Raw genomic sequence first — 25,978 nt, forward strand, 5'->3', positions numbered from 1 at the left:
ACTTGTTTGACTTCTTCATGGCTCAATCCTCTCAGAGAAAAGAGCCTCCTCAAAACCCGGGGCGATTCAGATTGCTGGCGGTGCTACAGGCGAAGAGAGCAGGGAAGTGGGTGCAACTCCCTCTGCCGCAAGGCCCTGGGCATAAGCGCGCCGACCATCGGCATTGGAGCGAGAAGTTACCCTCAGATGATCTTCGCCGGAACGCGTCTCTAGGCTATCGAGTACCAAGCGTTGGAGTGCGCGGTCCACCTCGGCTGGATCATGTGTGTACTCCAGGCGTTCGTGGTGAGCCAAACCCAACAGCGCCCGCACAGCGGGAGTCGTGAGATACCGCGCAATCGTGGTCAGGCTGACCGCCTGATGCTGTTCTGGGGAGATTAGGCCTATGTCTTTCAGCCGCATCAGAACAGCATGGGCCAACAAATTTTGCCGAGCCGCCGCCGAGGCTGGGCCACCACCGTTGCGTCGAGCCAGGGCATTGGCCTGCTGGTCAGCACTCCAAGATCGGATACCGACACCACCTTGTGCCCCCATGTGTCTCAGGTCAATCCACTGATCTGCTGCCTCTTTGGTAGGAAACACGAAAGCAGGCACCTGCATCGGGACAGACTGTCCTCGCGCTGCACTCTCCAAATAAGTCCGCGCATCGGACGTCGGCGCCCGCGCAGGATCAGCCAGCAGAATGAGCGCGCAGGTTCGCCTGTTGCCCTCCAACGTGACGTAATGACCAGGATGATCAGGCATTTCGTAGACCCCGAGCACATCCAAGGGGCTCAGGGCGCCTCGGTTGGCGATATCTCGTGCCAACGCCTGTACCTCCTCACTGGAGTACAGCGCCTTGATGATTTCTGGCTGTTGTTCCAGCGGAGAGTGGCGCGGATTCTCTGGATTCAGGTGTAGGCGCTTGATATCAATGACTCGATACTCGCCTGGAACGTTCGAGGCAAATTGCTGGACTGGGGCGGCGTCTTGGGGCGTCTGCTTTCGAGTGGCCATCTTGCTCCCTGTGGTGGCTATTGATATCCCGTTGAAAGGCACTTCCGTTTCCTGTGATTATCGCGGCACATGGAGTCATGCTTCCGGCGCAGAACGAGGAACTCACCGCCCTGATTCCAGCTTATATCGGTCAGTCAGGTTGCAACGCCCCGATAGCCGCTTGCTGCGACTGAGGCATTCACCGATTCCGGCCAAACGTCTTAGCTAAGCCCGATGCAGTTCTCAGGTACACAACGCGGGGCACGTGCACTTGGCTGGTTGGCGGTTGCCCACCCCGCCCGGCCCCGTAGGCGCAGGAGGGCGGGGTGGGCAGTCGAAATCCAATCACATCCAGGGAAAGTGGATCACGCCGACTGCATATCTCCTGGACCCACGGCGAGGCCAGAGACACCTACCCATGCCCCCCGTGGTGGTGGACTGCACGAGACGGAAGAAGGTATGTCCCTACAGCACCCCGGAACTGCAGCCATGCAGTCCAAGCGACCACCTCCAGCCGAATCTCAGAACAGGCATCCGAGCACATCCCAATCTCCACCGCCCAACTCCCCCCCGCCCGCTCCCCCCTGAAAGGGGGGGCGGGGGGGAGTCGGGCTGGGGTGGAGGCTACTGGGCAGCGCACAGGCGAATCAACCCGGGATGAGAATTCCCGGGCGAATGACGGCAACAGATACCAAGACGTCAAACTGAAGACAGAGCAGGCGAGCGACTACCACGCGATGGTGCCGAAGTCGCACGGAGAAATACCAAAGAGCTGCACGAAGAGCCTGCCCGCTACCCCCATAGTCACAGCCCCCACGAAACGCGCGTAAGTACCACTTTGATCCCAAGGAGTCCGAGGGCAACAGATATCAGCGTGGCGACTCATATCGAGCCCCTCGGAAACCATATCCCGCCTCCCCATACCCGCCCCCGCCCGCCCGTCCCTACGGGACGGCGGGGCGGGCGGGGGCTGGGGTATAGGGAGAGTGGACTCGCGGAACAATGCGCAAACGGCCTCAGATCAGGTCAGGCAGATCATGAAGCACTCCCGCCCGAAACTCGGGACTGCCGGGTGGGGCGCCGGGTAAGGCAGGAATCGAAACAGGCTCTATCGACCTGGGAGATGGCTCATGCAGCCATCTCGGCTGAAGCCCCCCGTCCCAATGCTCAAGTCGGCGGCTCTCTCAATAGCCTATCAAGAGCCAGTCCTGGCCGAACACCGCACGTCACACACCACCGCGCAAAGATCAGCACATCCACGTAATTCTCGCCACGCTCAAGCTTGGACACGTAGGACTGGCCCACGCCCAATTGCTCCGCAATTGCGGTCTGAGTCAGATTGGCCTTGACGCGCATAGCGCGCAACGATTCCCTTACTGCTTCGTAATCAGCATGATAAAGGGACGTGGACATCCCCAAATCGTCTAGTCACATTCGGAATAGTCTTAATGCGACTAAATGGATGTACGATTTATTTGGCATCACAGACCACGCCGTCACGGGTGCCATGAAACACATGCATCTGAAAGACACTATGTACGATATCTATCACTCCGAGCACGACGATCAATGGCGCTACACCCTGGGCACCATCGGCAAGCGTCCACTGATCACCATCGGAGTCAACCCCAGCACGGCCACCCAAGTGAAGCTGGACAACACGGTCACCAAGGTGGAGAAAGTAGCCCAGCAATGCGGATTCGATAGCTTCGTCATGCTGAACCTCTACCCGGTGCGTGCCACCGATCCCCAGGACCTGCCGTCCAAGCCCGCGCCCATGGCCTGCGAGCGCAATCTGGAAGAAATCGAGAAGATCATCGCTCAGTACCCCACCCCCACCATCTGGGCAGCCTGGGGTGAGCTGGTAATGAACCGCCCGTACCTCTACCGCACCAGGGACGAGCTATTCCAGCGGCTGGAGAAGTACAACCCTCAGTGGCGCCGATTCGGTGAGCTGACCGCCAATGGTCATCCGCGCCATCCAGCGACTCTGAGCTACAGCTGGACGCTCGAACCCTACGAATTTACCTGAGCAAATGGCGGGTAGCTCTACCCGCTGCCCTCCCCTCAATACTCCCCATCGCCGGGGAACATCCGTGTCTCGCACGGCAAGAAAACGCGTCCTCTGTCTCGTCCCTGAAGACAGCGTGCGCGCTCCAGACACCCCCTCTCCGCCGCTGAAAAAAGCTATTGAAAATCAATGACATAGGAGTCATTGATATGAAATTGATAGCAACAAGCCCAATAAAATTGGGGAGAGGAGAGCATCGCCTTGCCCCATGCGGGTTCCGGGACGATGAAATCGAAATTTCCTACAAGCCCTCCAAATTCTCCAGAGTGGCGGTCAAGGAGGAAACTCGATTGACTGCACCGAACCCGCCTGCGCCACTGCAGGCTGTCTATCTCCACCAGCCCGACGCCGGGATGATCGCCCGCTACCGTGCCTGGGCCGAATGGCTCTCCGAGGGCCGAACTCGCACCGTCGAGAGTGAGCTGATCGCCATGGATGGGGGTGACCCTGCTCCAGCCCTCTCTCGTGCCTCGGTGTGCGAGTGGCAGGTACTGATCTATGAGCCCCCTGGCTATCCGTGTCCTGCATCAGCGGAGGTGCAGCCATGATGCCCCGCGAACCGCGCAAGGAACTGGGTGCGGCGCAGGTCGCCGCCCTCTGGCGCCGTGGCACCAACCATGTCGGCGGCGTGCGTGGCCTGATCCTCAACGTCACGATGTACGGCTCGCGCAGCTGGGTGCTGCGCTATCAGGTGGCAGGCAAGCGGCGTGACCTGGGCCTGGGCTCGTATCCGTCCGTCACGTTGGCGGATGCACGGGAGGCGGCTCGGGCAGCCCGTGCCAAATTGGCGCAGGGCATCGACCCTATCGAGGATGCACGCAGAGCGCGGGCCCGTCTGGTCGCGGAAATCCACACCAGCATGACATTCGGTGAAGCGGCCAAACGGTATATCGCCTCGCATGAGAAAGGCTGGAAGAACGCCAAGCATGCGCAGCAGTGGCAGCGGTCGCTGGATATGTACGCCACCCCTGTGCTGGGCAAGTTGCCTGTGCGGGACATCTCGCTGGCGATGGTGCTCAAGGTGCTGGAGCCGATCTGGTCCAGCAAGACGGAGACGGCTACCCGCCTGCGCGGTCGCATCGAATCCATCATCGACTGGGCCATTGCGCGGGGCTACCGCACGGACTCCAATCCTGCGCGCTGGAAGGGGCTGCTGGACAAGCTGTTGCCTGCTCCGGGCAAGGTGAGCAAGACCACGCATTTCCAGGCGCTGCCCTATTCCCAAATGCCGCCATTCATGGGGCAACTGCTGGGCCAGGAAGGCATGGGTGCCAAGGCCCTCCTATTCGTGATCCTGACAGCTGCTCGATCCGGAGAAGTTCGAGGCGCCACCTGGGAAGAAATCGATCTGGCTGCGCGGGTGTGGACGATCCCCGCCGAACGCATGAAGGCCAGCAAGGCCCATCGGGTGCCGCTGTCGGATGCGGCCATTGCACTCCTGCAAGAAATGAAAGCACTCGCCCAGGCAGCAGGACGCAACTCGGGCAAGGCGTATGTATTCCCGAGTCCCAACAGCCGTGATCCTGAACTGGGTAGTGCGCTCTCAGATATGACGCTCACGGCGGTACTCCGCCGCCTGAAACTGGAGGCAGTGCCCCATGGATTCCGCTCTACGTTCCGTGACTGGTGCGCAGAGCAGACCGACTACCCCAACGAGGTCGCGGAAATGGCGCTCGCCCATACGGTGGGCAACAAGGTGGAGGCAGCGTACCGGCGTGGTGACCTCCTCGCTAAACGGCAACAGCTCATGCAGGACTGGGCGGACTACGCACTCGGTCGCCGCGCAGGAAATATGACCGGCGGTCATAGCGCTGGTGGCGCTGTATCAACACGTGATGTGAACTGAAGGAGAACAAAAATGCGATTCCAGAATCCGGCCAATGGGCATATCGAGGAATTTGGTGAGGCCACGTGGCTGTGGGTGCTGGTCGGCGGTCCGATCTATTTTGCGTACAAGCAGATGTGGCTGCAGGCGGTGCTGTCGGCGGTGCTCGCTCCAATCACGGGATTCCTGTCCTGGGTGCTGTTCTATCCGCTGGGCATCAAATGGATCTTGCGTACCCACTACGCCAAGCTGGGATGGACTGAGATCAAGGAGGGAGAGGCGGTGGTCTCCAATCCCTCGGGAGCGCGCAGCATGGATGTGCGGATACTGACCGAGCCACCACAAGGCAACTATCGTCCACTGTCGGAGGTAGCGGTGAAGCTGACGCGCTGGTCTCCTATGGAGAGGAAATACACCCGCGAAGACGTGGATCAACGCCTCCGGGAAAAGGCAATGGCCCTCGGCGGCAATGCGGTGATCAACGTGCGCTACGACCAGAAAGATCACACCATGACCACTGCCGGGTACATCGAAGGACGGGGGCTGGCGATCATCGACGAGTCCGATACAACGACCTGTCCATACTGCGCGGAAACGATCAAGCGGGAGGCCACGCGCTGCAAACATTGCGGCTCGGATATCCCCAAGGTGGCAGCATGACCATCAGCAACATAGCAAGAAGCCACCTCCTCGTGCCGCTCTGCACGATCGTAGGAGTCTGGATGGGGGAGGCGATGGCGGGCACCTCGGAGTGCTACGCGATCAAGGATGCGGATAAGCGGGCGTACTGTCTGGCGCAAGTCAAGCGGGACCCTGGAAATTGCTACCGCATCAAGGATGGTGACAACCGCAGCCAGTGTCTGGCGGAAATCAAAGGATCGCGGGATCGCTGCTACGCCATCAAAGACCAGGACAGCCGCAAGGCGTGTCTGGCTCGGACGCGATAGACAGCCCCTGCACCATGCCCAGCGATAGATAAAGCAGAAGGTAGAAATGCAAAACGGGCCACTCGGGCCCGTCTGATATGAATACTTGCAGTGGAGGGTGGGATTCGAACCCACGGTAGTGTTGCCACTACGCCTGATTTCGAGTCAGGTACATTCGACCACTCTGCCACCTCTCCGCGACTCGAAGCCTGCGATTCTAGCAGTCTTTTTTCGGGCGATTCCATGGGCCCAGCGTGGTCGTCGCGCGGATCCGTCATACACAGACACATACGCCTACTGCCTGAGCCGCCTGCACAGCGGCTCTATACAGAGCTGCCTGGCTGAAATATCATCCGCACAGTCACTTACATTCTTAGGCGCGCTGAGCGTGCCCGCCCATGCGCATCTCACACTCCTGCAGCGCGCTTGCGCTGGTGATCGCCATGTCTTTGGTCAGTGCCCACGCGAATACCGACGATCTGCTGCGCATGTCGGACCAGCTCGATCGCCTAGACCAATTGGATTTGCAAGACAGCCTGGGCAAGACCCAGCGCTGCACCAGCGAACGCAACTTCTCCTGCGCAGAGACTACTTTGCGCAATGCACTCAAGCTCGCGCACTCCGCTCGCGACAAGGCAGACCTGGCTGCGGCACAGGCCCAACTGGCTGCGGAAAAGCGTCGGGTGGAAGAAGAGGAGCGCGCATTGGCCGAGCGTGAGCGCGAGCTTCGGCTGGCCGAAGAGCGCCTGATGGAAGAGGAAGCGCAGGCCCGGCGCCGTGCCGAGGCCCGGGAAGACGACAGCATGGGCACCGGGCAAGCGGTGGCTTTGTTTGGCAGCCTCCTGTCGCAGTCTCTGCAAAACCAGGCCACCGTCCGCGCAGCGGAGGCGCGCAATGCCCGCAACTTCCAGGCGATGAACGACCAGGTCGCCGCGGATGTGGCCAGGCAGCAGCGGCGGTTTGCGCAGGAGCGCGCGCAAATCGAAACCCAACGCGCCGCCCTGCGCCGCGCGCCTGCTGCGGCCTCCGGCTCGCCTGTCGCCAGCGCAGCGCAAGCCACGCGCATTCCTCAGCAGCCACCGTCCGTGCCGGTGCCTCGCCCTTCAACAGGCCAGGCGGCGGCGGGGGTGACGGCCCCCTCTACCAGCACGGTGCGGGGACTGGAAAGCGTGGATCACGCCACCTTGGTCCAGATCGGTGCCCGTGCGGCCAATGTCAATTTGGCGGATGTGGACTCGAGGGGCGGCAAAGGTAGCGCAGCCCCATCGGCGCCGACGGTGCAGATTGCGATGCCTGGCATGGCACGCGCGCCGACTTTGTCGCAAATGCAGCGCCCCACCTCGCCACCGGTGCCTGCGCAGCCCACACAATCAGGCTCTGCTTCACCGGCCGGCGGCGGGCCGGGCGGTACAGCGCCTAAACCAGCCGATCCGCGCGAGCCGGACGAGGACGGCTGCATCGATGCCATCGGATGGTGCTCTTCCGCGCCGTCCATGGAGCAGCGTGGCACCACCACGTTCCTGCGCTTCAAGAACACCTGCCCCTTCCGCGTGTACGGCACCTTCATCAATGGCCGTGCCGACGGCAGCGCCGATTCGGGTGCCACGGGGGTGGCTGCGGGCGCCACCCACACCTGGTCCACCCCCTCGGGTTCTGGCAAGGGCTACGCGCGCATTGTTGGCTCAACAAAAGCTTCCATGGACTGGGTATGCAGTGGGCGCATGAATGGCTTCCGTGCGGGCGACTCAACCCTGGACAAGCGCTGACCCGCGGTACAGCGCCAGTTTTGCCGCGATGCTCTTGTATCTCCGCCCCAGCACCTGACTCCCCCTATGAAAAGACGCAAAACACTTGCCGCCGCCTTCACGGCCCTGGCGTGGGCTTCCACCGCTCTCGCCCAGGTGCCGCCCCATCTTGACGCCTTGCCGATGGTTCTGGTGGTGCCGCAGCAGTCTCCGTACCGCTCCGTGGACGACCTTACTGCGGCGGCGCGCAAAAAGCCCGACAGCGTCGTCGTGGGGTCGGCCAACCCGGCAGCCTCTGCCAAGGTCCAGCAGATGGGTGTGGGGGCCGGCGTGCGATGGATCCTGGTGCCGTACCGGAGCTCTGGTTTTGCCCTGGCCGACCTGGGCGCCGGGCAGGTGCATGCGGCCATGGTCACCCTTTCCGCAGCCGAGGCGCAACTGGGCTCAGGCGCATTGCGGGTTCTGCCCGTGCAGACGCTGGAAAAACAGACGGATATTCCGAAGGACATGCTATGACCCCGTGCTTTTGGTTGGGACGGCGCCAGGCGGCTGCCTGGCTGGTGGTGGCCAGTGTTGGCGCCCAGACCCTGCCAGCCGAAGCGCAGTCGGGACCGCGGCGGCTGGAACCTGTCCGGCCTTCCGCTGCGGCGGCGGCCCCTGCTGCAGCGCCGCCGGTCGCACCAGCCAATGCCGCCGTGCGTGTAGGCTGCGAAGGTGAGGCAGCCAACGCGGCGGTGTACATCAATGGGGAGTTTCGCGGCGACTGCCCTCTGGACGTGTCGGTGGCGGCGGGAGCCATCGAGCTGCGCGTGGTCAAGCGCGTGGACGAACGGCTCGAACGCGCCTACCAGCAGGAATTTCGCATGACCGCCAACACCGCGCGGCGCTTTGACGTGGAATTGGGCGCGCCGCAGACCAGCCGCGACTTCCTGCGTGCACAAGATGTCCGCTGGCGCCAGCACCTGGCCGACTTGCAGACATTGAAGAAGCGCGCCGAGGCGGGCGACGGCGCGGCGGCCCTGCAAGCCGCGCAGGGCAGCCGCAGCCTGATCCAGCTGCATGCGCGGATGGAGGGACGCGACCCAGCGGAAATCCAGTCGCTGGCGCGGCAGGCCATTGCGCTCGAAGACCAGGCGACCGCGCAGGGCCACCTGCCCGCCATGGTTGCCGTGGCGCAGGCGCTGGAAGAAGGCTCTGCACACCGTGGGCGCAACCCCGCCCGCGCCCTTGAGCTGTACGCCAAGGCCGCGGCCGGTGGGAATGCCGCCGCCATGGGCGGCCTGGCTGCCATGCATGCCAATGGCTGGGGTACGCCGCGGGACGACGCGGTGGCACTCGGCTGGCTGCAAAAAGGCGCCGAACGGGAAGACGGCCGCAGCATGTTCGGCCTGGCCACGTTCCACCGCACCGGCCGCGCGGGGCTCACGCCCGATCCAGCAGCGTTCGAACAATGGCTGGGAAAAGCGGTTGCCAAGGGCGAGCCCCGCGCCATCGTGCACAGCGGGCAGCGCCTGCGCGACGGCAACGGCGTGGCGCAGGACCAGGCCCGCGCGGTGCAGCTGTTCGCGAGCGTGGCCGATGCATGGCCTGCCGCGCGCTTCCTGCTGGGTCGTGCCTATTTGTTAGGCGAGGGCGTGCCGCGCGATCCTGTGCGGGCCCTGACCGAATTGACCCAGGCCGCCGACAGCCAGAACCCGCAGGCCCTGCTGCTGCTGGGCAGCATGCACCAGCAAGGCCAGGGCACGGCTGTGAACCTGCCCCAGTCCCTGGCTTTCTTTCGCCGGTCGGCAGAGCTGGGTGAGCCTGCGGCCATGACCATGCTGGGCAACCTGCACCAGACGGGCCTGGCAGGCGCCGCCCGCGACCCGGCCTTGGCGCTGGACTGGTACCGCAAGGCGGCGGCTTTGGGCGATGCGGCAGCGACGAAGCAGCTGGAGCACCTCGCGCGCCAGTGAGCAACGCGCGCACGGCGCAAGCCTTGAGCGCGGGGAGGTGATGCCTCCACCCCGCGCCATGCGCATCAAGGCGCCAGCACCGCCTGCCCGCCCATGTAGGGGCGCAGCGCTTCGGGCACCACCACGCTGCCGTCGGCCTGCTGGTAGTTGTAGTTCCGGCACGCTTCGCTTAACTTTCGCGCTGCGAAAGTGAGCCTACACAGAAACTATCCGCTCAGGTCGGAGCAAGCTCCGACACTCCGCCCATGTATGGGCGGAGAACGGCCGGAACCTCGACGGTTCCGTCCGCACGCTGATAGTTTTCCAGCACGGCCACCAGCGTGCGGCCCACCGCCAAGCCCGAGCCATTGAGGGTGTGTACGAGTTCGTTTTTGCCCTGGGCGTTCTTGAAGCGGGCCTGCAGGCGACGGGACTGAAAGGCTTCGCAGTTGCTGATGGAGCTGATCTCGCGGTAATTGTTCTGGCCGGGCAGCCACACTTCGAGGTCATAGGTTTTGGCGGCGCCAAAGCCCATGTCGCCGGTGCACAGGCTCATCACGCGGTAGGGCAGGCCCAGCTTTTGCAGCACGGCTTCGGCGTGGCGGGTCATTTCTTCCAGTGCTTCGTAACTCTGGTCGGGGTGCACGATCTGCACCATTTCGACCTTGTCGAATTGGTGCTGGCGGATCATGCCGCGCGTGTCGCGGCCGTAGCTGCCGGCTTCGGAGCGGAAGCACGGCGTGTGGGCCGTAAGCTTGATGGGCAGCTCGGATTCGGGCACCACCACGTCGCGCACAAAGTTGGTGAGCGGTACTTCGCTGGTGGGGATGAGGTAGAGCGCTGCGTTATCGGGCACGGGTTCGCCGTCCTGGCCACCCTTCTTGGCGGCAAACAGGTCGCCTTCGAACTTGGGCAACTGGCCTGTGCCTTTGAGCGAATCGGCATTGACAGCGTAGGGCACGTAACACTCGATATAGCCATGCTCCTGGGTCTGCACGTCGAGCATGAACTGGCTCAAGGCGCGGTGCAGGCGCGCCAGGGGGCCCTTCATCACGGTGAAACGCGAGCCCGAGAGCTTGACGCCCATATCGAAATCCAGGCCCAGCGGGGCACCGACATCGACATGGTCTTTTGCCTCGAAGGCAAAGGTAGCGGGGGCGCCCCAGCGGCGCACTTCCACGTTGCCGTGCTCGTCGGCGCCCACCGGCACGCTCTCGTGCGGGAGATTGGGCACGGCCAAAAGCAGGGCTTGCAGCTCGGACTGGATTTGCGCCAGACGGGCATCGATTGTTTCGCGCTCAGGATTGATTTGAGCCACTTCCAGCTTCAAAGCTTCAGCTTGCTGCTTGTTGAAATCGGCCTGATCAAACTCCTCCGTCGCATTAAGACGAGCAATTTGCCCCATCAATACACCAATTTGTTTGGACAACTGGTTACGCCGAGCTTGCAGTTCCTCTGATTGAGTCTGCAGCGTCTTGCGTTCAGACTCCAGTGCCTTAAACGCGGAAACGTCCAGGAAGGCCTGGGGTTTTTTGCGGGTTTCCAGGCGAGAGATAGCGGTGTCGAGGTCTTTGCGAAGGAGAAGAATGTCTAGCATGCTGTGATTTTAGAGGGCCGAAGGAAAAGCCGAAGCGGGGGGCGACAGCGCCGAACGATTTGAGCAACTTTTGCCACTGGCGCGCCCGAGGCCAGCTGCCGACGCGCAAGGGCAGCCCCGCAACGAGGGCGTCGCAGGGGCTCATCCAAGACTTGCAGGGTCGAAATTAGCACCGCACAGGATGAGGGCCACGGTTTCCTGGGGTTGGGGCTTGTACGCGCCCGTTTGCAGTGCGGCCAGGCCCAGGGCGGCAGCGGGTTCGACCGCCAGCTTGAGCTCCTTCCACAGCCACAGCTGCGCAGCGCGGATGGCATCGTCGGGCAACAGCAGCGCGTCGTGCACATGGCGCTGGCTGATCTCCCAGCACAACGCACCGATGCGGCGCGCGCCCAGCGAATCGGCGGCCACACCCCCCACTTCAACATCTACCGGGTGGCCTGCGGCCCGCGCAGCATGCAGGGTGGGCGCGCGTTCGGGCTCCAGCGCCACCACATGGGCACGGCTTTCAAACCAGGCGGCCACGCCGCCGATGAGGCCGCCGCCGCCCACGCTGACCAGTACGCTGTCCGGCGGGCGGGCGCCCTGTTCTTCGATCTCCAGCGCCAGCGTGCCTGCTCCTGCCACCACCTCGGGCTGGTCGTAGGCGTGGGCCTGCAATGCCCCGGTGCGCTTCTGGCGCGCCACACAGGCCTCCAAGGCTTCGGAATACGCCGCGCCCATGACGACCACCTCGGCGCCCAGGGCGCGCAGGCGTGCACGTTTGGCCTCGGGCGAGACTTCGGGCACAAAGACCTCGCAGCGCACGCCCAAGGCGCGGGCGGCTACTGCCACGGCGATACCTGCGTTGCCGCCCGAGGCAATGATCACGCCGCTGTCGGGCACGGGGTTGGCCAGCAGGCGATAAAGCATGCCGCGCGCCTTGAAGCTGCCGCCCACCTGCAGGTGTTCGAGCTTGAGCCAGATCTCACCGCACTCCACGCCCAGCGATTGGCCAGACAAACGCATCAACGGTGTGGTGCGCAAGAAGTCGGGCTGGGTGGCCAGTTGGCGGCGGGCGGCAGTAATGGCGGCGCGGTCGATCATGCGGGTGCTCCGAGAGACAAAAGGGGCAGTGTAGAAGCACGCCGCCCAATGCACGGGCAACACACGGATACACGGTGCATTGCAGGTGTGCGATGCAACTGCCGATAACATGGCCAGTGCAGTCGCCCATGCAAACACACTTTGCAGGCCTGCCAGCTGGAGGTGCAAGCATGTTCTTCGTTTTTGGCCCATCTGGACAGATGTACCGGGGTGGCCCTGAGAATTTGTCGCAGATTTCACCGGTGCGGCGCGTGCAGCGCCCCCAGGCTTTGCGCACCCGGGGGGCCGACGTGCCTCCCTTCTCGGTCCAAACCCCGCCGCCCCCGCCCGAACAGCCCGCCGTGGGCACCAGCCTGCGCGCCCAGGATGCGGTCACGGCCTATACACAGGCGGAGCAAGGCCCTGCGCTGGCCCGCCAGCCCCTGTCGCATGTGCGCGATGTGATGACCAAGGGCGCGCTGACCGTGCAGCCCGATGCAGTGGTCAACCATGCCTGGCAAACGCTGGCCGAGCACGGCGTGTCACAAGCCCCGGTGGTGGGCGCCCAGGGGCGCGTAGTGGGTTTGCTGCTGCGCGCCGACATGGCACCGCTTGAATTGTTGCCCGAGCCCGGCCACATCCAGGCGGCGATTGCACTGGCGCGGCGCACCGTGTCAGAGGTGATGGTGAGCCCGATACCCACCGTATCACCCGATACCGATCTGCGCCGTGTGGCCTCGGTGCTGCTGGACACGGGCCTGCCCGGTCTGCCCGTGACGGATGAATACGGCAGCCTGGTGGGATTTATCTCGCGCACCGACATTCTGCGTGCGGTGGCGGCCGACCCGCCCCTGGACCTGTGGAGCTGAGTTCAGCGCAAAAATACAGGGAAAACGGGCTCAAAGGCCCGTTCTATAAGCGCAATCAGCTATCAATAAAATTGCAACTAACCTGCAGAGCGACTCATTCGCCTTCTTCCGCGCCCGCGGGCCCGGCACCATCGATCTTGAGCCCCTTGGGCAATGGGAACTTGATGGTTTCTTCAATGCCGCTGAGCTTGCGCACCGACACTGCACCCAGCGCCTTGATGCGCTCGATCACTTGCTTGACCAGCACCTCGGGGGCCGATGCGCCAGCCGTCAGACCCACGCGGGCGATGCCGTCGAACCACTCGGGGCGCAGTTCGTCTGCGCTGTCGACCATGTAGCTGGTGGTATCCATGCGCTGCGCTAGTTCGCGCAGGCGGTTGCTGTTGGAGCTGGTGGGGCTGCCCACCACAATGACCAGGTCGACCTGCGGACTCATGAGCTTGACGGCGTCCTGGCGGTTCTGCGTGGCATAGCAGATGTCCTGCTGCTTGGGTTCGCGCACCGTGGGAAAGCGCGCGCGCACGGCAGCGGTGATTTCGGCAGCGTCGTCCACGCTCAGCGTGGTTTGCGTGACCACGGCAAGTTTTTCCGTCTGTGCGGGCTGCACACGCGCCACGTCCTGCACGTCTTCCACCAGGTGGATGCCGCCGTCGAGCTGGCCCAGCGTGCCCTCGACCTCGGGGTGACCCTTGTGGCCGATCATGATGAACTCGTAGCCCTCTTGTGCCAGCTTGGCCACCTCGACATGCACCTTGGTCACCAGCGGGCAGGTGGCGTCAAAGATGTGAAAGCCGCGCGCCTTGGCCTCTTCCTGCACGGCCTTGCTCACACCATGGGCGCTGAAGATCAACGTGGCGCCGGGCGGCACGTCCGACAGCTCCTCGATAAAAATCGCGCCCTTGGCCTTGAGGTCGTTGACCACATAGGTGTTGTGCACGATCTCGTGGCGCACGTAGATGGGCGCGCCAAACTTGGTCAGTGCCCGCTCTACGATTTCAATGGCCCGGTCCACCCCCGCGCAAAAACCGCGCGGTTCGGCCAGCAAAATTTCCTGGGGAGTATTCATTTCAGTATCCCATTGCACTTCGCACCGACCCAAACTTGTGAAACCGGCAGGGTCCATGCCAGCGACTGCCGCGCAAGGGCCGCCCCGCCGCGCTGGCGGTGTCCCCCCTTCCCGCGCGAAAGCAGCGAGAGAAGGAGGAAGCGGCGCAGCCGCACGGGGTGATGCTTCACAAAACGCCGATCACGTGCACTTCAAAAGTCACAGGCTGCCCGGCCAGCGGGTGGTTGAAATCGATCAACAGGGCCTGCGCACTGTCGGCATTGCCCACCTGCACCACCACCCCGGCGTAGGTGCCCATGCCGTCGGGCGTAGCAAATTCCACCACCTCGCCCACGTGGTACTGCTCGTCGGGGTCGCCCATTTCGTCGAGCAGCTTGCGCCCCACCCACTGCTGCATGTCGGGGTTGCGCTCGCCAAAAGCCTCGCCCTGGGCCAGCTCGAACGTGGCGCGTGCGCCCTCGGCCAAGCCCATCAGGCGCTGCTCCATGGCGGGCGAGAGCTCGCTGTTGCCCAGCGTGAGCGTGGCCGGCTTGTCGGCGAAGGTGTTGATGACGTCGCCGGCGGGACCCGCCAGACGGTAATGCAGGGTCAGGAAAGAACCCGGTTGAACTGTTGCCATGAGTGCCTCGATAAACTGGCAGCATTTTACGGTTGCCCCCACACCGACCCCTCCGCCATGCCCCTGAAAGACCTTCCCCTCGACGCGCAGCCCCGCGAAAAGCTCCTGGCACGCGGCCCCGCCGCGCTGTCGGACGCCGAGCTGCTGGCCCTGCTGCTGCGCACCGGCATCGCGGGCAAGGGCGTGCTGCAGATGGCGCAGGAGCTGCTGGAGCCCCCTGGCAAGAATGGTGCATCCGGCGGTTTTGGCGGCATCGCCGGGCTCTTGCACACCAGCCTGGCCGACCTGGCCCGCATCAAGGGCCTGGGGCCGGCCAAGCGCGCCGAACTGGTGGCCGTACTGGAACTGGCGCGCCGCGCCCTGGCCCAGCAACTGCGCGAGCGCGAAGCCTTTGACTCGCCCGACGCCGTCAAGCACTACCTGCAGCTGCATTTGGCGCACAAGGAGCACGAGGTATTCGCCGTGCTGTTTCTGGACAGCCAGCACCGCCTGCTGGCCCTGGAAGAGTTGTTCCGGGGCACCCTCACGCAGACCAGCGTGTACCCGCGCGAGGTGGTTCTGCGCGCCCTGCACCACCAGGCCGCTGCCGTGGTGCTGGCACACAACCACCCCAGTGGCAGCGTGCAGCCCAGCCGCGCCGACGAGGCACTGACGCAAACCCTGAAAAGCACACTGGCGCTGGTGGATGTGCGCGTGCTCGACCACGTCATCGTGGCCCCGGGACAGGCGCTTTCCATGGCCGAGAAAGGGCTGGTGTGACGCCGCCACAGCCACCGCACACAGCGTCGGGGGCACTGGCCGCCGCGCTGCTGCGCGCGGCCGCCCAACAACCGGCGTACACCGGCACCACCCCAGCGACACCTCTGCCACCGCCGCCAGCGGCTCCAGAAACACCCCGGGCGCTGCGGCGCGCCGCCGCTGCCACGCGCTACGCTGCGCAGCAGACGCGCCGCACACTGGGGCCACGCACAACACCACCACCAAGCCCCCCTTCGCCCGCCAAAATCCGGCGCAGCGCACCCGCTGCACGGCGCGCCAGCCTGCGCCTGGACGATTGGCAAGACCTGGCCAGCGTGGCACAGCACTTGCGCCGGGAGCAAGAGCGTGCTGCCGCACAGGCCAAGGCAGAGCACGAAGCTGCAGCCCGGCTGCAGGCCGAGCGCCAACTGTTCAGCCGCAGCGTGGGCGCCGTCACGCCGCTGCGCCACCCCAACCTCGCCGCCATGGCACTTAAACCCACGCCGCCGCTGCCAGTGCAGCACTGGCTGGACGAAGAACAGGTGCTGCAAGAGTCGATCAGCGACGACTTTGATGTCAGCACCCTGCTCGACACCGACGACCAGCTCAGTTTTCGCCGCCCCGGCATCGGGGTGGAAGTCACGCAGCGCCTGCGCGCCGGGCACTGGAGCATTCAACGCCAGCTCGACCTGCACGGCCTGCGCACCGATGAGGCGCGCGAGGCGCTGGGCCAGTTCATCCGTTATGCCCACAAGAGCGGCCTGCGCTGCGTGCGCGTGGTGCATGGCAAGGGATTGGGCTCGCCGGGTCGCACGCCTGTGCTCAAGGGCCGGGTGCAGCGCTGGCTGGTGCAAAAACGCGAGGTGCTGGCCTTTGTGCAGGCGCGCCCGGCCGAGGGCGGCGCCGGTGCGCTGGTGGTGCTGCTGGTGCCTGCAGGGCCGCACCGCGCTTGACGCACAACCCCACCCGCGCCCCATCCCTCCGATGAAATCTGCGTCTCCTGGATTTATAGCCAAATAGGCATCCAACGCCCGCCAGCAAAGCGCTTACAGCTATTCATTTTGGTGAACGGCAACTTCTCTATACCGTGCAGCCGTGGCAGGCAACGGCCTTATAAACGCAGAGAGCGCTGCGCCAGATGCTCCATTTGCGCGGTGGCATGCATCGTCAAACGGTGCTCCACACCAGGCCGCGGAAAGATGGACGCGGCAATGTCGCGCACCAGCTCCAGCTGCTCGCCGGGTGCACGGGCCAGCAGGGCGACCACCAGGTTTTCCAGTGCAATCACCCGAATCTGCAACTGCACCAGCTCTGCGTTACTGAGTGGAGGCACGCCGCCGCTTGTGCCCCCGGCGTCGCCATCCCCACCCGGGCGATCGTTCTCCCATGGCGACGGCGCCCCTGGTCGGTGCCGTGCGTTTTCCAGGTTTTTCGATGCAGGATGTGGCATAGGCTTGCTTTCAAAAATGACAGGGCCAACAGAGACAGTGTTCCGCTCTTTCAGATACTTTCCAAGCGCCATTGAATACCCACAACCGCATTGCTGCATTTGACAAGGACGCGGCCAATGCCTACGTTGAGGGGCCTTTGCGTGCGGAACAATGAGCGGCGGCCTACCAAATCGCGGGGCGCACCGTCCGAAAGCAGAGCAGACTGGAGATTCATCCGATGCACACCTTGCGGGTCACCCATCTCAATGCCGTCATGCATTCACGGCTCGCCACGGTCACGCTGCAGACGCCGCTGCTGCAAGCAGCGCAGCGGCTGTCGGAGACGCACATCGGCCTGGTGGTGGTGTGCCACCCGGATGGTGCGATGGCAGGGGTCATCAGCAAAAGCGACATCGTGCGGCAGATCGGCCATTGCATGGGCAGCGCCTGCCACACGCTGGCCAGCGCACTCATGACGACGGATGTCATTTGCTGCGAGCCCACCGCATTGTTGTCGGACGTGCTCACCAGGATGCAGGAGCACGGCCTGGTTCATGTGCCGGTGCTCGACCCCCACAAACGCCCATTGGGCGTTGTCAACGCACGCGACGCCCTGCGCGCCCTGGTGGCCGAGGGGGAATATGAGCAGTCGCTGCTGTTCGATTACGTGATGGGCGTGGGCTACCACTAACCCACGCCCTTCTGACCTTTTGACAGGATGGGATTGATCATGGAAAAACCGCACGCACGCCCTCTGCCACGGCCCCTGTTTCTGAATCTGCTGCAGATCCAGATGCCGGTCGGCGCCATCACCTCCATCCTGCACCGCCTGTCCGGCGTTGTGCTGGCAGCGGGGGTGCCGCTGGGCATGTTTCTGCTGTGGCGCTCGCTCGGCGGTGAAGAGGGTTTTGCGCAGGTGATGGGGCTGCTGCACCACCGCGCCGTCCAGGCGGTGGTGGCCGTGCTGGTGTGGGCCTTGGCCCACCATGTGCTGGCCGGGGTACGCCACATGCTGACCGACATCAACATCGGCTCGACCTTGCACAAGGCGCGGCGCAGCGCCTGGGCCGTGAACCTGACCGCCGCAGCGCTGGCTTTGCTGGCGCTGGGGGTTTTGCCATGACGCCCCACCACACGGGCCCCACCGGTCTGCCGGCCTGGCTGGTGCAACGCACCAGTGCGGTGTACATGCTGCTGTTTCTGGTGGCTCTGCTGGCGTTCTTCGGGTGGCACCCGCTGCACTCTTATGCCGAATGGAAGCGCTGGGTGGGCCACCCTGCCATCTCGCTGGCGCTGGCGCTGTTTTTTGCCGCGCTGCTGGCGCACATGTGGGTAGGGCTGCGCGACGTGCTGCTGGACTATGCGCGCCCCGCGGGCTTGCGCCGTGCATTGTTGGTACTGGTGGCGCTGGGCTTGTGCGCCGGCGCGGCAAGCATGGCCTGGCTGCTGGCACTGCAGCATGTTTGAGCAACGTGGCCACCAACATGGCCGGAGGCTGTCATGAAATTCTCCATCTCACGCTACAACCCTGACAAGGATGAAAAACCGTACCTGCAAGACTATGCAATGGACATCCTGCCCAGCGACCGGATGCTGCTCGATGTGCTGCTGCGCATCAAAGAGCAAGACCCCACCCTGTCGATGCGCAAATCCTGCCGCGAAGGCGTGTGCGGATCGGACGCCATGAACATCAACGGCCGCAACGGCCTGGCCTGCATCACCCGGGTGCGTGACCTGAAAGAACCGGTGGTGCTGCGGCCCTTGCCGAGTTTTCCGATCGTGCGCGACCTGATCGTGGACATGACCCACTTCTTCAAACAGTACCACTCCATCAAGCCCTACCTCGTCAACGACCAGCCGCCCCCTGAAAAAGAGCGCCTGCAGTCGCCCGCAGATCGGGAAAAACTCAACGGCGCGTATGAGTGCATTTTGTGCGCCTGCTGCAGCAGCCAATGCCCTTCGTTCTGGTGGAACCCGGACAAGTTCGTCGGGCCTGCGGGTTTGATACAGGCCTACCGCTTTATCTTCGACAGCCGCGACACCACAACCAAAGATCGGCTGGACGACCTGAACGATGCCTACCGTCTGTTTCGCTGCCGCACCATCATGAACTGCTCCGAGGTCTGCCCCAAAGGACTGGAACCGTCGCACGCCATTGAGATGATCCGGTTAAAGATGATCAAAGACACCGGAGACAGCGGCGCGCTGCCTACGCATCCGGTGCGCCCCGCCACCTGACGGTCTCCGTCTGCGGTTCCTGGATGGATTCATCGGGCATGCAATCGGAGGTCGACCGAAGCATCGCACTGGCGCGTGGCTGAAAGTTGCCTGCGGTGAAACGAATACCGATCCCCCCTCTGGTGCCCGTCACAAACAACAGACCTGCTGGCGCAGAGCGTCTCTTTCATGAGACCAGAGCAGGCTGGGTCACAGACGTGCAAAAGGATCCACCAATGAAGCCAGCGAAGGCTGACCCGCCTGAATCTCAGCGCCAGACGATGGATGCGCGCGCTCGGGCGGCTCATTCACCGGAGTCAGCGGCAGTGGCGCCATGCGCCGACCATAGACGCGCTGCACACGGTCTTCGAGGCTGGGGTGGGAATCGAGCCGACCGGCAAGGCGCGCGGCCATGCCTTCACTCCAGCGCCCGGTGGTTTCCACGTCTACGAGCAGCATGTGCTGCACGCTGGGGTGCGCCAGGGCATTGCGGCGCGGCTCTTGCTGTCCCGCACGCTGGACTGCCTGGCGCTGGCCCAGCACCTTGCGCAGCACACCGCCCAGGCCGTCCTTGCTGCGCGTCCACTGCACGGCGCGGGCGTCGGCCAGGTATTCGCGCTGACGCGACACCGCCGCCTTGAGGATCTGGCCCGTCAGCCAGCCGGCGAGGCCCGCCAGCATGATGGCCGAGCCAAACCACCAGGCCAGGCCACCGCGCTCGCGCATCTCCTCGCCAAAGTTGTAGACCAGCTCCAGCCCGAACACCATGCCGGCCAAGCGCATCTTCAGGCGCGTGTCGCCCTCATGCAGGTGGGAAAGCTCGTGCGCCACCATGCCCTGCAGTTCCTCGCGGGTAAGGTGGTCGAGCGCGCCCTGGGTGACGGCGACCACCGCATCGGCTTCATCCCAACCGGCGGCAAAGGCGTTGATGGCGTCGGTGCGGGGCAGCACCATGACCTGGGGACGCGGCATGTGGGCGGCAATGCACAGCTCATCGACCACATTGGCCAGACGCTGCTCGGCATGGGTGACCGAGGGGCGCAGCTCGCGCGCCCCCACGCGCTGCGCCAGTTTCACGCCACCGGCGCGCAGGTTGGACGTCTCGACCCACCAGCCGCCCAGCACCAGCATGAAAGACACGCCCACATTGGCCGCCAAAAAACCCGCCGGAAAAGGCAGGTGCACGGGCAGCAGGGCCGACATGATCCACCAGGCCAGCACCAGCGCGCCATGCACCGCCAGCACCAGCACGGCCACGGCCAGCGCGAAGGCCAGTAGCAGGCGGCGTGTTTCGCTGCGGGCGCTGTGCTGTTGGTCCCAGAACTTCATGGGCGGGATGGATGCTGGGAGGCAAGGTCGTTCATTTCGCTTCCAAATTATTCGTGTCTAGGCGCAAAACCGCAGGCAGTGCTGCAGCACGACAAGGCCAAGCAACAACGACACGGGTGATTTGGAAATGAAATCAGAACTTCACCTGGGGGGCGCTGCGCTCTTCCTCGCTGCGGGTGGATTCGAGCATGGAAGCGGGCGCAAAACCCGCCAGCCGCGCAACAATGAGCGCGGGGAACTGCTGGGCGGCGTTGTTGAAGTCCAGCACCTGGTCGTTGAACGCCTGGCGGGCGAAACCCACGCGGTTTTCGGTGCTGGCCAGCTCTTCGCTGAGTGACTGCATGGTGGCATCGGCCTTGAGATCCGGGTAGCGTTCGGACACCACCATCAGCCGCCCCAGGCTGGCGCCCAAAGCGCTTTCGGCCACGGCCAGCGCGCCCACCGCACCGGCGTTGGTGGGCGCCACGCGGGCTGCGGCGGCCGCGCCCTGCGCCTGGCCCCGGGCCTGGATGACGGCTTCGAGCGTGGAGGCCTCGTGCTGCAGGTAACCGCGCGCCACTTCCACCAGGTTGGGAATCAGGTCGTAACGGCGCTTGAGCTGCACATCGATCTGGCCAAAGGCGTTGGCGATGCGGTTGCGCAATTCCACCAGCCGGTTGTAGGCCGAGACAGCCCACAGCGCCACAACGACCACCAGACCCAGCACGATCCACGCAGCGACAGACATGCTCCACCTCCTTGAATTTTTTGGTGCCCTATCTTAGAACCTGTTCGCTTCGGCAGAAAATTTGATAGTTTTTTGCCTCCAGCGGCCTACCATCAAGCGCCAATAGCTACATTAACAATAGCAATCAGCTGCTTCGGCGTCAGAGGCCCTTGTTGCGCATCCAGTCAGCAGTCTTGAAAAAACTCTCGCGCAGGCGCTGGCGCAGGGCTTCGGGAGTGGCGCATTCGCCCATGGCCTGGTCCATGCAGGCCACCCACTGGTCGCGCTCTTTCACGCCAATGGCAAACGGCAGGTGCCTTGCACGCAGGCGCGGGTGGCCAAAGCGCTCCTGGTAGTGGTCGGGCCCGCCCAGCCAGCCGCACAGAAACCAGAACAGCTTGTCGCGCGCATCATCGAGCGTGCTGCCGTGGGTGGCGCGCAGTTCGGCGTAGCCGGGCTCCAGGTCCATCAGATCGTAGAAGCGATCGACCACGGCACGCACGGGGGCCTCGCCACCAATGCGCTCGAACGGTGTGGATTCAGAAACAACGTCTTCAGAATTCATATCAAAACAGGCTCTAGCCCAATACCATCAAGCGCCAGAAGCTATAAAAACAATACCAATCACTCGGCCGCGCGGCGCAGGGTGTCCATCACGGGGCGCTGCAGCACTTCGCGCAACCCCCACCAGCCCGCGAGCAGGGCCAACACGGCACCGGCCAGGCCACCGGCCAAAGGCACCAGCGGCGAAGCGGTCCAGGTGAATTCGAACACGAAGCGCGCCAGCGCCCAGCCGACGACCACCGCCACGCCACTGGCTAGCACACCGGCCAGCAGGCCCACGCCCGCCAGTTCGGCGCGTTGCACGTCGCGCAACAGGCTGGCGCGCGCGCCCAGGGCCCGCATGATGGCGTACTCGCGCGCCCGCTCTTCGCGTGTAGCCGTCACCGCAGCAAACAGCACCACCAGACCAGCAGCCAGGGTGAAGCCGAACAAAAATTCCACTGCACGCACCACCTGGTCCAGCACGCGCTGCACCTGTGCCAGCGTGGCCGCCATGTCCACGTTGGTGACGTTGGGGTACTGGCGCACCAGGGCGTTGTCAAAACCCGCCGTCGTCGGAGCGCGATACGCGGCAAGGTAGGTCACTGCCACGTTTTCCAAGTGGTCCACCGGGAACATGACGAAGAAGTTGGCGTGCATCGAGCCCCAGTCCACCTTGCGCAGCGAGGTGATGCGCACCTCGTGCAGCACGCCCGCCATGTCAAAGCGCAGGGTATCGCCCAGCTTGAGGCCCAGGGTTTTGGCCAGGCCCTCCTCCACACTCGCGGCACCTTGTTCGCCCGGCGTCCAGCGGCCGGCGATCACTTCGTTGTGCGGGGGCTGCTCGGCGGCGTTCGACAGATTGAATTCCCGCTCGACCAGGCGCTGGGCACGGTCTTCGGTATAGCTTTCGGGCCCGATGGACTGGCCGTTGACCGCCACCAGACGGCCGCGGATCATGGGATACCAGTCGTACCGGCGCACGCCCGCTTCCTGCAGGGTTTGCTGAAAGGCGCGCTCCTGGTCGGGCTGGATGTTGATGACGAAGCGATTGGGTGCATCGGGCGGTGTGGCCTGGCGCCAGCTGTCGATCAGGTCGGTGCGCAGCAGCACCAGCAGCACCAGCGCCAGCAGGCCCACAGCCAGGCTGCTGACCTGCACCACCGCATAGGCCGGGCGGGCGGATATCTGCCGCGTGGCCAAAACCAGCCAGCGCGGCGCCGTGGCCTCGTTCACGCTGCGGCGCAGCAGCAGCACGGCCAGCCAGCTCAGCAGGGCAAACACCGCCACCGCCACGGCAAAGCCCCCCACGGCGATCAGACCCAGCCGGATGTCACTGCTGACCACCAGCAACAGCGCGGCAAAACCGGCCACCCCCAGGCCCAGCACCACCAGCGATGCGGGGCGCAGCGCGCCCATGTCGCGCCGGATCACGCGCAGCGGTGGCACCTGGGCCAGCTGCAGCACGGGCGGCAGGCCAAAGGCCAGCAGCAGCGTCAGGCCCACGCCCAAACCCAGCGCAGCAGGCCAGGCGCTGGCCGACGGCAGGGCCGATTCGACCAGCCCCGCCAGCAGCAGCACAAACACATGGTGCACGGCAAAGCCCAGCAGCACGCCCAGCACGCTGGCCGCCAGGCCCACCAGAATGAATTCGATGGCGTAGCTCCAGGCGATGATGCGCTGGCTTTGCCCCAGCACGCGCAGCATGGCCGAGGCGTCAAGATGGCCCGCCGCAAACCCCCGCGCGGCCAGCGCCACGGCCACGGCCGACAGCAGCGCGGCCAGCAGGGCCACCAGGCTGAGGAATTTCTGGGCGCGGTCCAGCGTCTGTTTCATCTCGGGGCGGCCCGACTCCAGGGATTCGAGGCGTACGCCGTGCACGCCGGGTTGGGTGACTTCTTTTTCCGCCCACTGCATGAACGCACGCACAGGCCCTGGCTCGCCAGCCACTGCGAAGCGGTAGGTGAGGCGGCTTGCGGGCTGCACCAGGCCGGTGGCAGGCACATCGGCTTCGTTCACCATGACGCGCGGCGCAAAGGACATGAAGCCGGCGCCCCGATCGGGCTCGATCACGATGATGCGCGCAATGCGCAATTGCGCATCGCCCAGCAGCAGGGCATCGCCCACCGCCAGACCGAGTGCGTCGAGCAACGGCGCATCCACCCACACCTCGCCCGGCGCAGGAATGTCGCGCGTGACCTGCTCTGGGCCACCGGGCGCCAGGGCCACGGTCAGGCTGCCGCGCAGCGGGTAACCGCTCTGCACGCTCTTGAAAGCCACCAGGCGGCTGGCGCCACCCTGGGCGTCGCCAGCGCGCCCCATGGTGGGGAAACCCATGGTGGTTACCGTCTGCAAGCCCAGGGCCCGGGCGCGCTGCACAAAGGCCTCGGGCGTGGGGTTGTCACTGGCCACCACGGCATCGCCGCCCAGGATCTGCAAGGCATCACGCTGCAGCCCGCCCTGCAGCCGGTCGGCAAAAAAGGCCACCGAGGTCAACGCAGCCACGGCCAGCGTCACGGCCACGGCCAAAAGGCGCAATTCACCCGCGCGCAGATCGCGCAGCAGCGTGCGCCAGCCCAGTTGGACAGTCATCAGATTCATAGGGCGCTTACCTTAGCGCAAATACCCCCGCACGGTGACGGCGCGGGGCTTTGCGTGCCTAGGCGACAGGCGCGGGCCTGGAGCCCGCTTTTACTCCCAGCGCATGGCGGCAATGTCGTGGGCAAAGATCGGGTAGTTCATCCACACGCCCTTGATACCCTTGCGCACCACGGTGCTGACCTGGGGCGCAAAGATCCAGGCATTTACGGCGTCCATTGCCAGGTAGCGCTGGATTTCCACAAAGAGGATCTGGCGCTCGCGGGCATTGACGCTGGCGGCGTGGCGTTCAACCAAGTCCCGGAAAGGTTGGCTGTCGTAGCCAAAGTAGTACGCCGGGTCGGTGTAGATCTGGTAGTCCAGCGGCTCGACATGGTTGATGAGCGTCATGTCGAACTGGCCCTTGAAGGCGCCGGCCAGCCACTGCGGCCACTCCACCTGCTCCAGCTTGAGCACGATACCTACCTTGGCCAGGCTGGCCGCCAGCACCGGTCCGCCCGCACGGGCGTAGGGTGTGGGCGGCAGGGTCAACGTCATTTTCAAGGGGGTCTGGACACCCGCTTCTTTCATTAAAGCCCGGCTACGGCTGGGATCGTAGGGGTACATGCCTGCCAAGTGCACATAGCCGGCATCGGTCGGCGAAAAATGGCTGCCAATGGCCTTGCCTCGCCCGTCGAGCACCGCACGGATGAATGACTCGCGGTCGATGGCGTGGCTGATGGCGCGGCGCATGCGCACATCGCCCAGGGGTTTGCGCCGGTGGTTCAGGGCCAGCATGCCTTTACCGCTGGATGCCCCGATCAGCACCTGGTAGTGCTTGTACACCTCCAGGCGGCCAACGTTTTGCGTGGCAAAGTTGAACAGCACATCCACTTCGCCCGACTGGACCATGCCCACTTGGTCATCCGGGCCGTTGACGAAACGGAACACCGCTTTTTCGACCCGCACCTGCGCTGCACGGCGGTACGCCTCGTGTTTGGTCAGGGTGATGCTGCTGCCCTTGTCCCAATGTTCCAGCCGGTAAGGCCCCGTTCCCACGGGGTGGCGCGCCGCCTGCGCGGCACTGGCCGGGTGCAGGATGACGGCGGTGCTCTCGCCCAGGCGGAACAGCGTATTGCCATCGGCGCGGTGCAATTGCAGCACCACGGTGAGCGGATCAGGCGCGGTGACGCTGGCCATATTGTCGAACAGGGCCTTGCGCGCCTTGTTGCGAGAATCCGGCGCCTTGGCACGCTCAAAGGTGAACAGCACGGCGGCGGCATCAAAGGCAGCACCGTCATGGAAGCGCACGCCCGGCTGCAAGTGGAAAGTGTAGGTTTTACCGTCGGCGGACATCTCCCACGCCTGCGCCAGCAGGGGCGATGTGGCGCCACTTTCCTCGATCCGTGTCAGACCTTCGAGTACGTTGTAGTGCACCACCTCGCCAATGGAAGCGGCGGCTGCGCTGGTGGGGTCCAGGCCGTCAGGCTCCAGCGAGATGTTGATGACCAGAGCGCGCGGCGCAGATTGGGCCAGCGCTTGCCCGCTGGCACCGGCCAGGGCCAATCCGGCCATGGAGGCCCCGGCACAAGCCAGGGTTCGCCGTGTGAGCTGCACTGGGTCTCCGTTCGTGTCAAGCAATAAAATCCCGCGTGAAAGGCGCCAGGGCAGCCCCACGAGAGAGAAACAAAGTGTGACATAGTATCCTGACGCGATTCAAACACCCACGGCAGGACTTGCCTGCCACTC

At 64.4% G+C, this 25,978-nt stretch carries 27 protein-coding genes and 1 tRNA gene; 15 read left to right on the forward strand and 13 right to left on the reverse strand.

What is annotated here, in order from left to right; genetic code table 11:
• Window positions 1-66 precede the first annotated feature (66 nt).
• Both ACYVOC_RS16590 and ACYVOC_RS16595 read right to left on the reverse strand, forming a co-directional pair.
• Window positions 67-1,038, reverse strand: coding sequence for a ParB N-terminal domain-containing protein (locus tag ACYVOC_RS16590; protein ID WP_461162506.1), 972 nt, complete (start codon window positions 1,036-1,038; stop codon window positions 67-69).
• Between the two features lie 1,104 nt (window positions 1,039-2,142).
• Window positions 2,143-2,388, reverse strand: coding sequence for a helix-turn-helix domain-containing protein (locus ACYVOC_RS16595; protein ID WP_047349820.1), 246 nt, complete (start codon window positions 2,386-2,388; stop codon window positions 2,143-2,145).
• A gap of 121 nt (window positions 2,389-2,509) precedes the next feature.
• Here ACYVOC_RS16595 and ACYVOC_RS16600 point away from each other — a divergent pair, with 121 nt between their 5' ends.
• The 5 genes from ACYVOC_RS16600 (at window position 2,510) to ACYVOC_RS16620 (ending at window position 5,818) form a co-directional block, all read left to right on the forward strand.
• On the forward strand, window positions 2,510-3,007 hold the full coding sequence (locus tag ACYVOC_RS16600; RefSeq protein WP_461162507.1) for a DUF1643 domain-containing protein: 498 nt from the start codon (window positions 2,510-2,512) through the stop codon (window positions 3,005-3,007).
• A gap of 329 nt (window positions 3,008-3,336) precedes the next feature.
• Window positions 3,337-3,594 carry a hypothetical protein gene (locus tag ACYVOC_RS16605; RefSeq protein ID WP_461162508.1) on the forward strand — a complete coding sequence of 86 codons (258 nt, stop codon included), beginning with the start codon at window positions 3,337-3,339 and terminating at the stop codon, window positions 3,592-3,594.
• Window positions 3,591-4,892, forward strand: coding sequence for a tyrosine-type recombinase/integrase (locus ACYVOC_RS16610; protein WP_461162509.1), 1,302 nt, complete (start codon window positions 3,591-3,593; stop codon window positions 4,890-4,892). Before ACYVOC_RS16605 ends, ACYVOC_RS16610 begins: the two co-directional genes overlap by 4 nt.
• 12 nt (window positions 4,893-4,904) lie before the next feature.
• The gene (locus tag ACYVOC_RS16615) at window positions 4,905-5,531 is read left to right on the forward strand and encodes a hypothetical protein (RefSeq protein WP_291478350.1); all 627 of its coding nucleotides are present in this window, start codon (window positions 4,905-4,907) and stop codon (window positions 5,529-5,531) included.
• On the forward strand, window positions 5,528-5,818 hold the full coding sequence (locus tag ACYVOC_RS16620; RefSeq protein WP_461162510.1) for a hypothetical protein: 291 nt from the start codon (window positions 5,528-5,530) through the stop codon (window positions 5,816-5,818). Before ACYVOC_RS16615 ends, ACYVOC_RS16620 begins: the two co-directional genes overlap by 4 nt.
• Before the next feature lie 91 nt (window positions 5,819-5,909).
• On the opposite strand, the gene ACYVOC_RS16625 is transcribed toward ACYVOC_RS16620, so the two are convergent.
• Window positions 5,910-5,994: transfer RNA gene (locus tag ACYVOC_RS16625), tRNA-Ser, on the reverse strand.
• Window positions 5,995-6,195: 201 nt separating this feature from the next.
• On the opposite strand from ACYVOC_RS16625, the gene ACYVOC_RS16630 reads away from it, so the two are divergent.
• The 3 genes from ACYVOC_RS16630 (at window position 6,196) to ACYVOC_RS16640 (ending at window position 9,497) form a co-directional block, all read left to right on the forward strand.
• Window positions 6,196-7,563: a hypothetical protein gene (locus tag ACYVOC_RS16630; RefSeq protein WP_461162511.1), complete on the forward strand. Its 1,368-nt coding sequence runs from the start codon at window positions 6,196-6,198 to the stop codon at window positions 7,561-7,563.
• Window positions 7,564-7,629: 66 nt separating this feature from the next.
• The gene (locus ACYVOC_RS16635) at window positions 7,630-8,058 is read left to right on the forward strand and encodes a tripartite tricarboxylate transporter substrate-binding protein (RefSeq protein ID WP_461162512.1); all 429 of its coding nucleotides are present in this window, start codon (window positions 7,630-7,632) and stop codon (window positions 8,056-8,058) included.
• Entirely contained in the window at window positions 8,055-9,497 is a 1,443-nt protein-coding gene (locus ACYVOC_RS16640) for a tetratricopeptide repeat protein (protein ID WP_461162513.1), read from the forward strand. Before ACYVOC_RS16635 ends, ACYVOC_RS16640 begins: the two co-directional genes overlap by 4 nt.
• Window positions 9,498-9,711: 214 nt before the next feature.
• Here the strand turns inward: ACYVOC_RS16640 and serS are convergent, their stop codons facing one another.
• Together serS and ACYVOC_RS16650 are read right to left on the reverse strand one after the other, a co-directional pair.
• Window positions 9,712-11,073 (reverse strand): serine--tRNA ligase, encoded by a 1,362-nt coding sequence (gene serS / locus ACYVOC_RS16645; RefSeq protein WP_461162514.1) that lies wholly within the window; start codon window positions 11,071-11,073, stop codon window positions 9,712-9,714.
• A gap of 141 nt (window positions 11,074-11,214) precedes the next feature.
• Complete coding sequence (locus ACYVOC_RS16650; protein ID WP_461162515.1) at window positions 11,215-12,156, reverse strand: threonine/serine dehydratase; 942 nt, start codon at window positions 12,154-12,156, stop codon at window positions 11,215-11,217.
• A gap of 170 nt (window positions 12,157-12,326) precedes the next feature.
• Between ACYVOC_RS16650 and ACYVOC_RS16655 the strand changes: the two genes are divergently transcribed.
• Complete coding sequence (locus tag ACYVOC_RS16655) at window positions 12,327-13,004, forward strand: CBS domain-containing protein (RefSeq protein ID WP_461162516.1); 678 nt, start codon at window positions 12,327-12,329, stop codon at window positions 13,002-13,004.
• 94 nt (window positions 13,005-13,098) lie between these two features.
• Here ACYVOC_RS16655 and ispH read toward each other — a convergent pair whose 3' ends face one another.
• Both ispH and ACYVOC_RS16665 read right to left on the reverse strand, forming a co-directional pair.
• A complete protein-coding gene (ispH, locus tag ACYVOC_RS16660; protein ID WP_461162517.1) occupies window positions 13,099-14,070 on the reverse strand; it encodes a 4-hydroxy-3-methylbut-2-enyl diphosphate reductase in 972 nt (323 codons plus the stop codon).
• Between the two features lie 166 nt (window positions 14,071-14,236).
• Window positions 14,237-14,689, reverse strand: coding sequence for an FKBP-type peptidyl-prolyl cis-trans isomerase (locus ACYVOC_RS16665; RefSeq protein ID WP_116004608.1), 453 nt, complete (start codon window positions 14,687-14,689; stop codon window positions 14,237-14,239).
• A gap of 57 nt (window positions 14,690-14,746) precedes the next feature.
• Here ACYVOC_RS16665 and radC point away from each other — a divergent pair, with 57 nt between their 5' ends.
• Window positions 14,747-15,448: a RadC family protein gene (radC, locus tag ACYVOC_RS16670; RefSeq protein WP_461162518.1), complete on the forward strand. Its 702-nt coding sequence runs from the start codon at window positions 14,747-14,749 to the stop codon at window positions 15,446-15,448.
• Between the two features lie 281 nt (window positions 15,449-15,729).
• Entirely contained in the window at window positions 15,730-16,380 is a 651-nt protein-coding gene (locus tag ACYVOC_RS16675) for a Smr/MutS family protein (RefSeq protein ID WP_461162536.1), read from the forward strand.
• Between the two features lie 158 nt (window positions 16,381-16,538).
• On the opposite strand, the gene ACYVOC_RS16680 is transcribed toward ACYVOC_RS16675, so the two are convergent.
• A complete protein-coding gene (locus tag ACYVOC_RS16680) occupies window positions 16,539-16,877 on the reverse strand; it encodes a hypothetical protein (protein ID WP_461162519.1) in 339 nt (112 codons plus the stop codon).
• A 218-nt stretch (window positions 16,878-17,095) separates the two neighbouring features.
• Here ACYVOC_RS16680 and ACYVOC_RS16685 point away from each other — a divergent pair, with 218 nt between their 5' ends.
• From ACYVOC_RS16685 to ACYVOC_RS16700, 4 genes are read left to right on the forward strand one after another with little or no spacing between them, the layout of a single operon-like run.
• Complete coding sequence (locus tag ACYVOC_RS16685; RefSeq protein WP_461162520.1) at window positions 17,096-17,548, forward strand: CBS domain-containing protein; 453 nt, start codon at window positions 17,096-17,098, stop codon at window positions 17,546-17,548.
• 39 nt (window positions 17,549-17,587) lie between these two features.
• Window positions 17,588-17,980 carry a succinate dehydrogenase, cytochrome b556 subunit gene (sdhC, locus tag ACYVOC_RS16690; RefSeq protein WP_461162521.1) on the forward strand — a complete coding sequence of 131 codons (393 nt, stop codon included), beginning with the start codon at window positions 17,588-17,590 and terminating at the stop codon, window positions 17,978-17,980.
• On the forward strand, window positions 17,977-18,324 hold the full coding sequence (gene sdhD, locus ACYVOC_RS16695) for a succinate dehydrogenase, hydrophobic membrane anchor protein (RefSeq protein WP_116004612.1): 348 nt from the start codon (window positions 17,977-17,979) through the stop codon (window positions 18,322-18,324). The genes sdhC and sdhD overlap by 4 nt, the downstream gene beginning before the upstream one ends.
• A gap of 33 nt (window positions 18,325-18,357) precedes the next feature.
• A complete protein-coding gene (locus tag ACYVOC_RS16700; RefSeq protein WP_116004613.1) occupies window positions 18,358-19,095 on the forward strand; it encodes a succinate dehydrogenase iron-sulfur subunit in 738 nt (245 codons plus the stop codon).
• A gap of 189 nt (window positions 19,096-19,284) precedes the next feature.
• Here ACYVOC_RS16700 and ACYVOC_RS16705 read toward each other — a convergent pair whose 3' ends face one another.
• The 5 genes from ACYVOC_RS16705 to ACYVOC_RS16725 form a co-directional block, all read right to left on the reverse strand.
• A complete protein-coding gene (locus tag ACYVOC_RS16705) occupies window positions 19,285-20,403 on the reverse strand; it encodes a M48 family metalloprotease (RefSeq protein ID WP_461162522.1) in 1,119 nt (372 codons plus the stop codon).
• A gap of 133 nt (window positions 20,404-20,536) precedes the next feature.
• Window positions 20,537-21,130 carry a LemA family protein gene (locus ACYVOC_RS16710; RefSeq protein ID WP_461162523.1) on the reverse strand — a complete coding sequence of 198 codons (594 nt, stop codon included), beginning with the start codon at window positions 21,128-21,130 and terminating at the stop codon, window positions 20,537-20,539.
• Between the two features lie 139 nt (window positions 21,131-21,269).
• The gene (locus ACYVOC_RS16715) at window positions 21,270-21,674 is read right to left on the reverse strand and encodes a group II truncated hemoglobin (RefSeq protein ID WP_116004616.1); all 405 of its coding nucleotides are present in this window, start codon (window positions 21,672-21,674) and stop codon (window positions 21,270-21,272) included.
• 59 nt (window positions 21,675-21,733) lie between these two features.
• On the reverse strand, window positions 21,734-24,253 hold the full coding sequence (locus ACYVOC_RS16720; RefSeq protein WP_116004617.1) for an ABC transporter permease: 2,520 nt from the start codon (window positions 24,251-24,253) through the stop codon (window positions 21,734-21,736).
• 90 nt (window positions 24,254-24,343) lie between these two features.
• Window positions 24,344-25,804 carry an ABC transporter substrate-binding protein gene (locus ACYVOC_RS16725; RefSeq protein WP_461162524.1) on the reverse strand — a complete coding sequence of 487 codons (1,461 nt, stop codon included), beginning with the start codon at window positions 25,802-25,804 and terminating at the stop codon, window positions 24,344-24,346.
• Between the last annotated feature and the right edge of the window lie 174 nt (window positions 25,805-25,978).

The sequence above is a fragment of the Simplicispira piscis genome (genome assembly GCF_054783455.1).

Excerpts from the sequence above, each read along its gene's own strand:
- ACYVOC_RS16595 (WP_047349820.1), bottom strand. The coding sequence starts at position 2,388 with ATGTCCACGTCCCTTTATCATGCTGATTACGAAGCAGTAAGGGAATCG.
- ACYVOC_RS16600 (WP_461162507.1), top strand. The coding sequence starts at position 2,510 with ATGTACGATATCTATCACTCCGAGCACGACGATCAATGGCGCTACACC.
- ACYVOC_RS16610 (WP_461162509.1), top strand. The coding sequence starts at position 3,591 with ATGATGCCCCGCGAACCGCGCAAGGAACTGGGTGCGGCGCAGGTCGCC.
- ACYVOC_RS16615 (WP_291478350.1), top strand. The coding sequence starts at position 4,905 with ATGCGATTCCAGAATCCGGCCAATGGGCATATCGAGGAATTTGGTGAG.
- ACYVOC_RS16620 (WP_461162510.1), top strand. The coding sequence starts at position 5,528 with ATGACCATCAGCAACATAGCAAGAAGCCACCTCCTCGTGCCGCTCTGC.
- ACYVOC_RS16630 (WP_461162511.1), top strand. The coding sequence starts at position 6,196 with ATGCGCATCTCACACTCCTGCAGCGCGCTTGCGCTGGTGATCGCCATG.
- ACYVOC_RS16635 (WP_461162512.1), top strand. The coding sequence starts at position 7,630 with ATGAAAAGACGCAAAACACTTGCCGCCGCCTTCACGGCCCTGGCGTGG.
- ACYVOC_RS16640 (WP_461162513.1), top strand. The coding sequence starts at position 8,055 with ATGACCCCGTGCTTTTGGTTGGGACGGCGCCAGGCGGCTGCCTGGCTG.
- serS (WP_461162514.1), bottom strand. The coding sequence starts at position 11,073 with ATGCTAGACATTCTTCTCCTTCGCAAAGACCTCGACACCGCTATCTCT.
- ACYVOC_RS16650 (WP_461162515.1), bottom strand. The coding sequence starts at position 12,156 with ATGATCGACCGCGCCGCCATTACTGCCGCCCGCCGCCAACTGGCCACC.
- ACYVOC_RS16655 (WP_461162516.1), top strand. The coding sequence starts at position 12,327 with ATGTTCTTCGTTTTTGGCCCATCTGGACAGATGTACCGGGGTGGCCCT.
- ispH (WP_461162517.1), bottom strand. The coding sequence starts at position 14,070 with ATGAATACTCCCCAGGAAATTTTGCTGGCCGAACCGCGCGGTTTTTGC.
- ACYVOC_RS16665 (WP_116004608.1), bottom strand. The coding sequence starts at position 14,689 with ATGGCAACAGTTCAACCGGGTTCTTTCCTGACCCTGCATTACCGTCTG.
- radC (WP_461162518.1), top strand. The coding sequence starts at position 14,747 with ATGCCCCTGAAAGACCTTCCCCTCGACGCGCAGCCCCGCGAAAAGCTC.
- ACYVOC_RS16680 (WP_461162519.1), bottom strand. The coding sequence starts at position 16,877 with ATGCCACATCCTGCATCGAAAAACCTGGAAAACGCACGGCACCGACCA.
- ACYVOC_RS16685 (WP_461162520.1), top strand. The coding sequence starts at position 17,096 with ATGCACACCTTGCGGGTCACCCATCTCAATGCCGTCATGCATTCACGG.
- sdhC (WP_461162521.1), top strand. The coding sequence starts at position 17,588 with ATGGAAAAACCGCACGCACGCCCTCTGCCACGGCCCCTGTTTCTGAAT.
- sdhD (WP_116004612.1), top strand. The coding sequence starts at position 17,977 with ATGACGCCCCACCACACGGGCCCCACCGGTCTGCCGGCCTGGCTGGTG.
- ACYVOC_RS16700 (WP_116004613.1), top strand. The coding sequence starts at position 18,358 with ATGAAATTCTCCATCTCACGCTACAACCCTGACAAGGATGAAAAACCG.
- ACYVOC_RS16705 (WP_461162522.1), bottom strand. The coding sequence starts at position 20,403 with ATGAAGTTCTGGGACCAACAGCACAGCGCCCGCAGCGAAACACGCCGC.
- ACYVOC_RS16710 (WP_461162523.1), bottom strand. The coding sequence starts at position 21,130 with ATGTCTGTCGCTGCGTGGATCGTGCTGGGTCTGGTGGTCGTTGTGGCG.
- ACYVOC_RS16715 (WP_116004616.1), bottom strand. The coding sequence starts at position 21,674 with ATGAATTCTGAAGACGTTGTTTCTGAATCCACACCGTTCGAGCGCATT.
- ACYVOC_RS16720 (WP_116004617.1), bottom strand. The coding sequence starts at position 24,253 with ATGAATCTGATGACTGTCCAACTGGGCTGGCGCACGCTGCTGCGCGAT.
- ACYVOC_RS16725 (WP_461162524.1), bottom strand. The coding sequence starts at position 25,804 with ATGGCCGGATTGGCCCTGGCCGGTGCCAGCGGGCAAGCGCTGGCCCAA.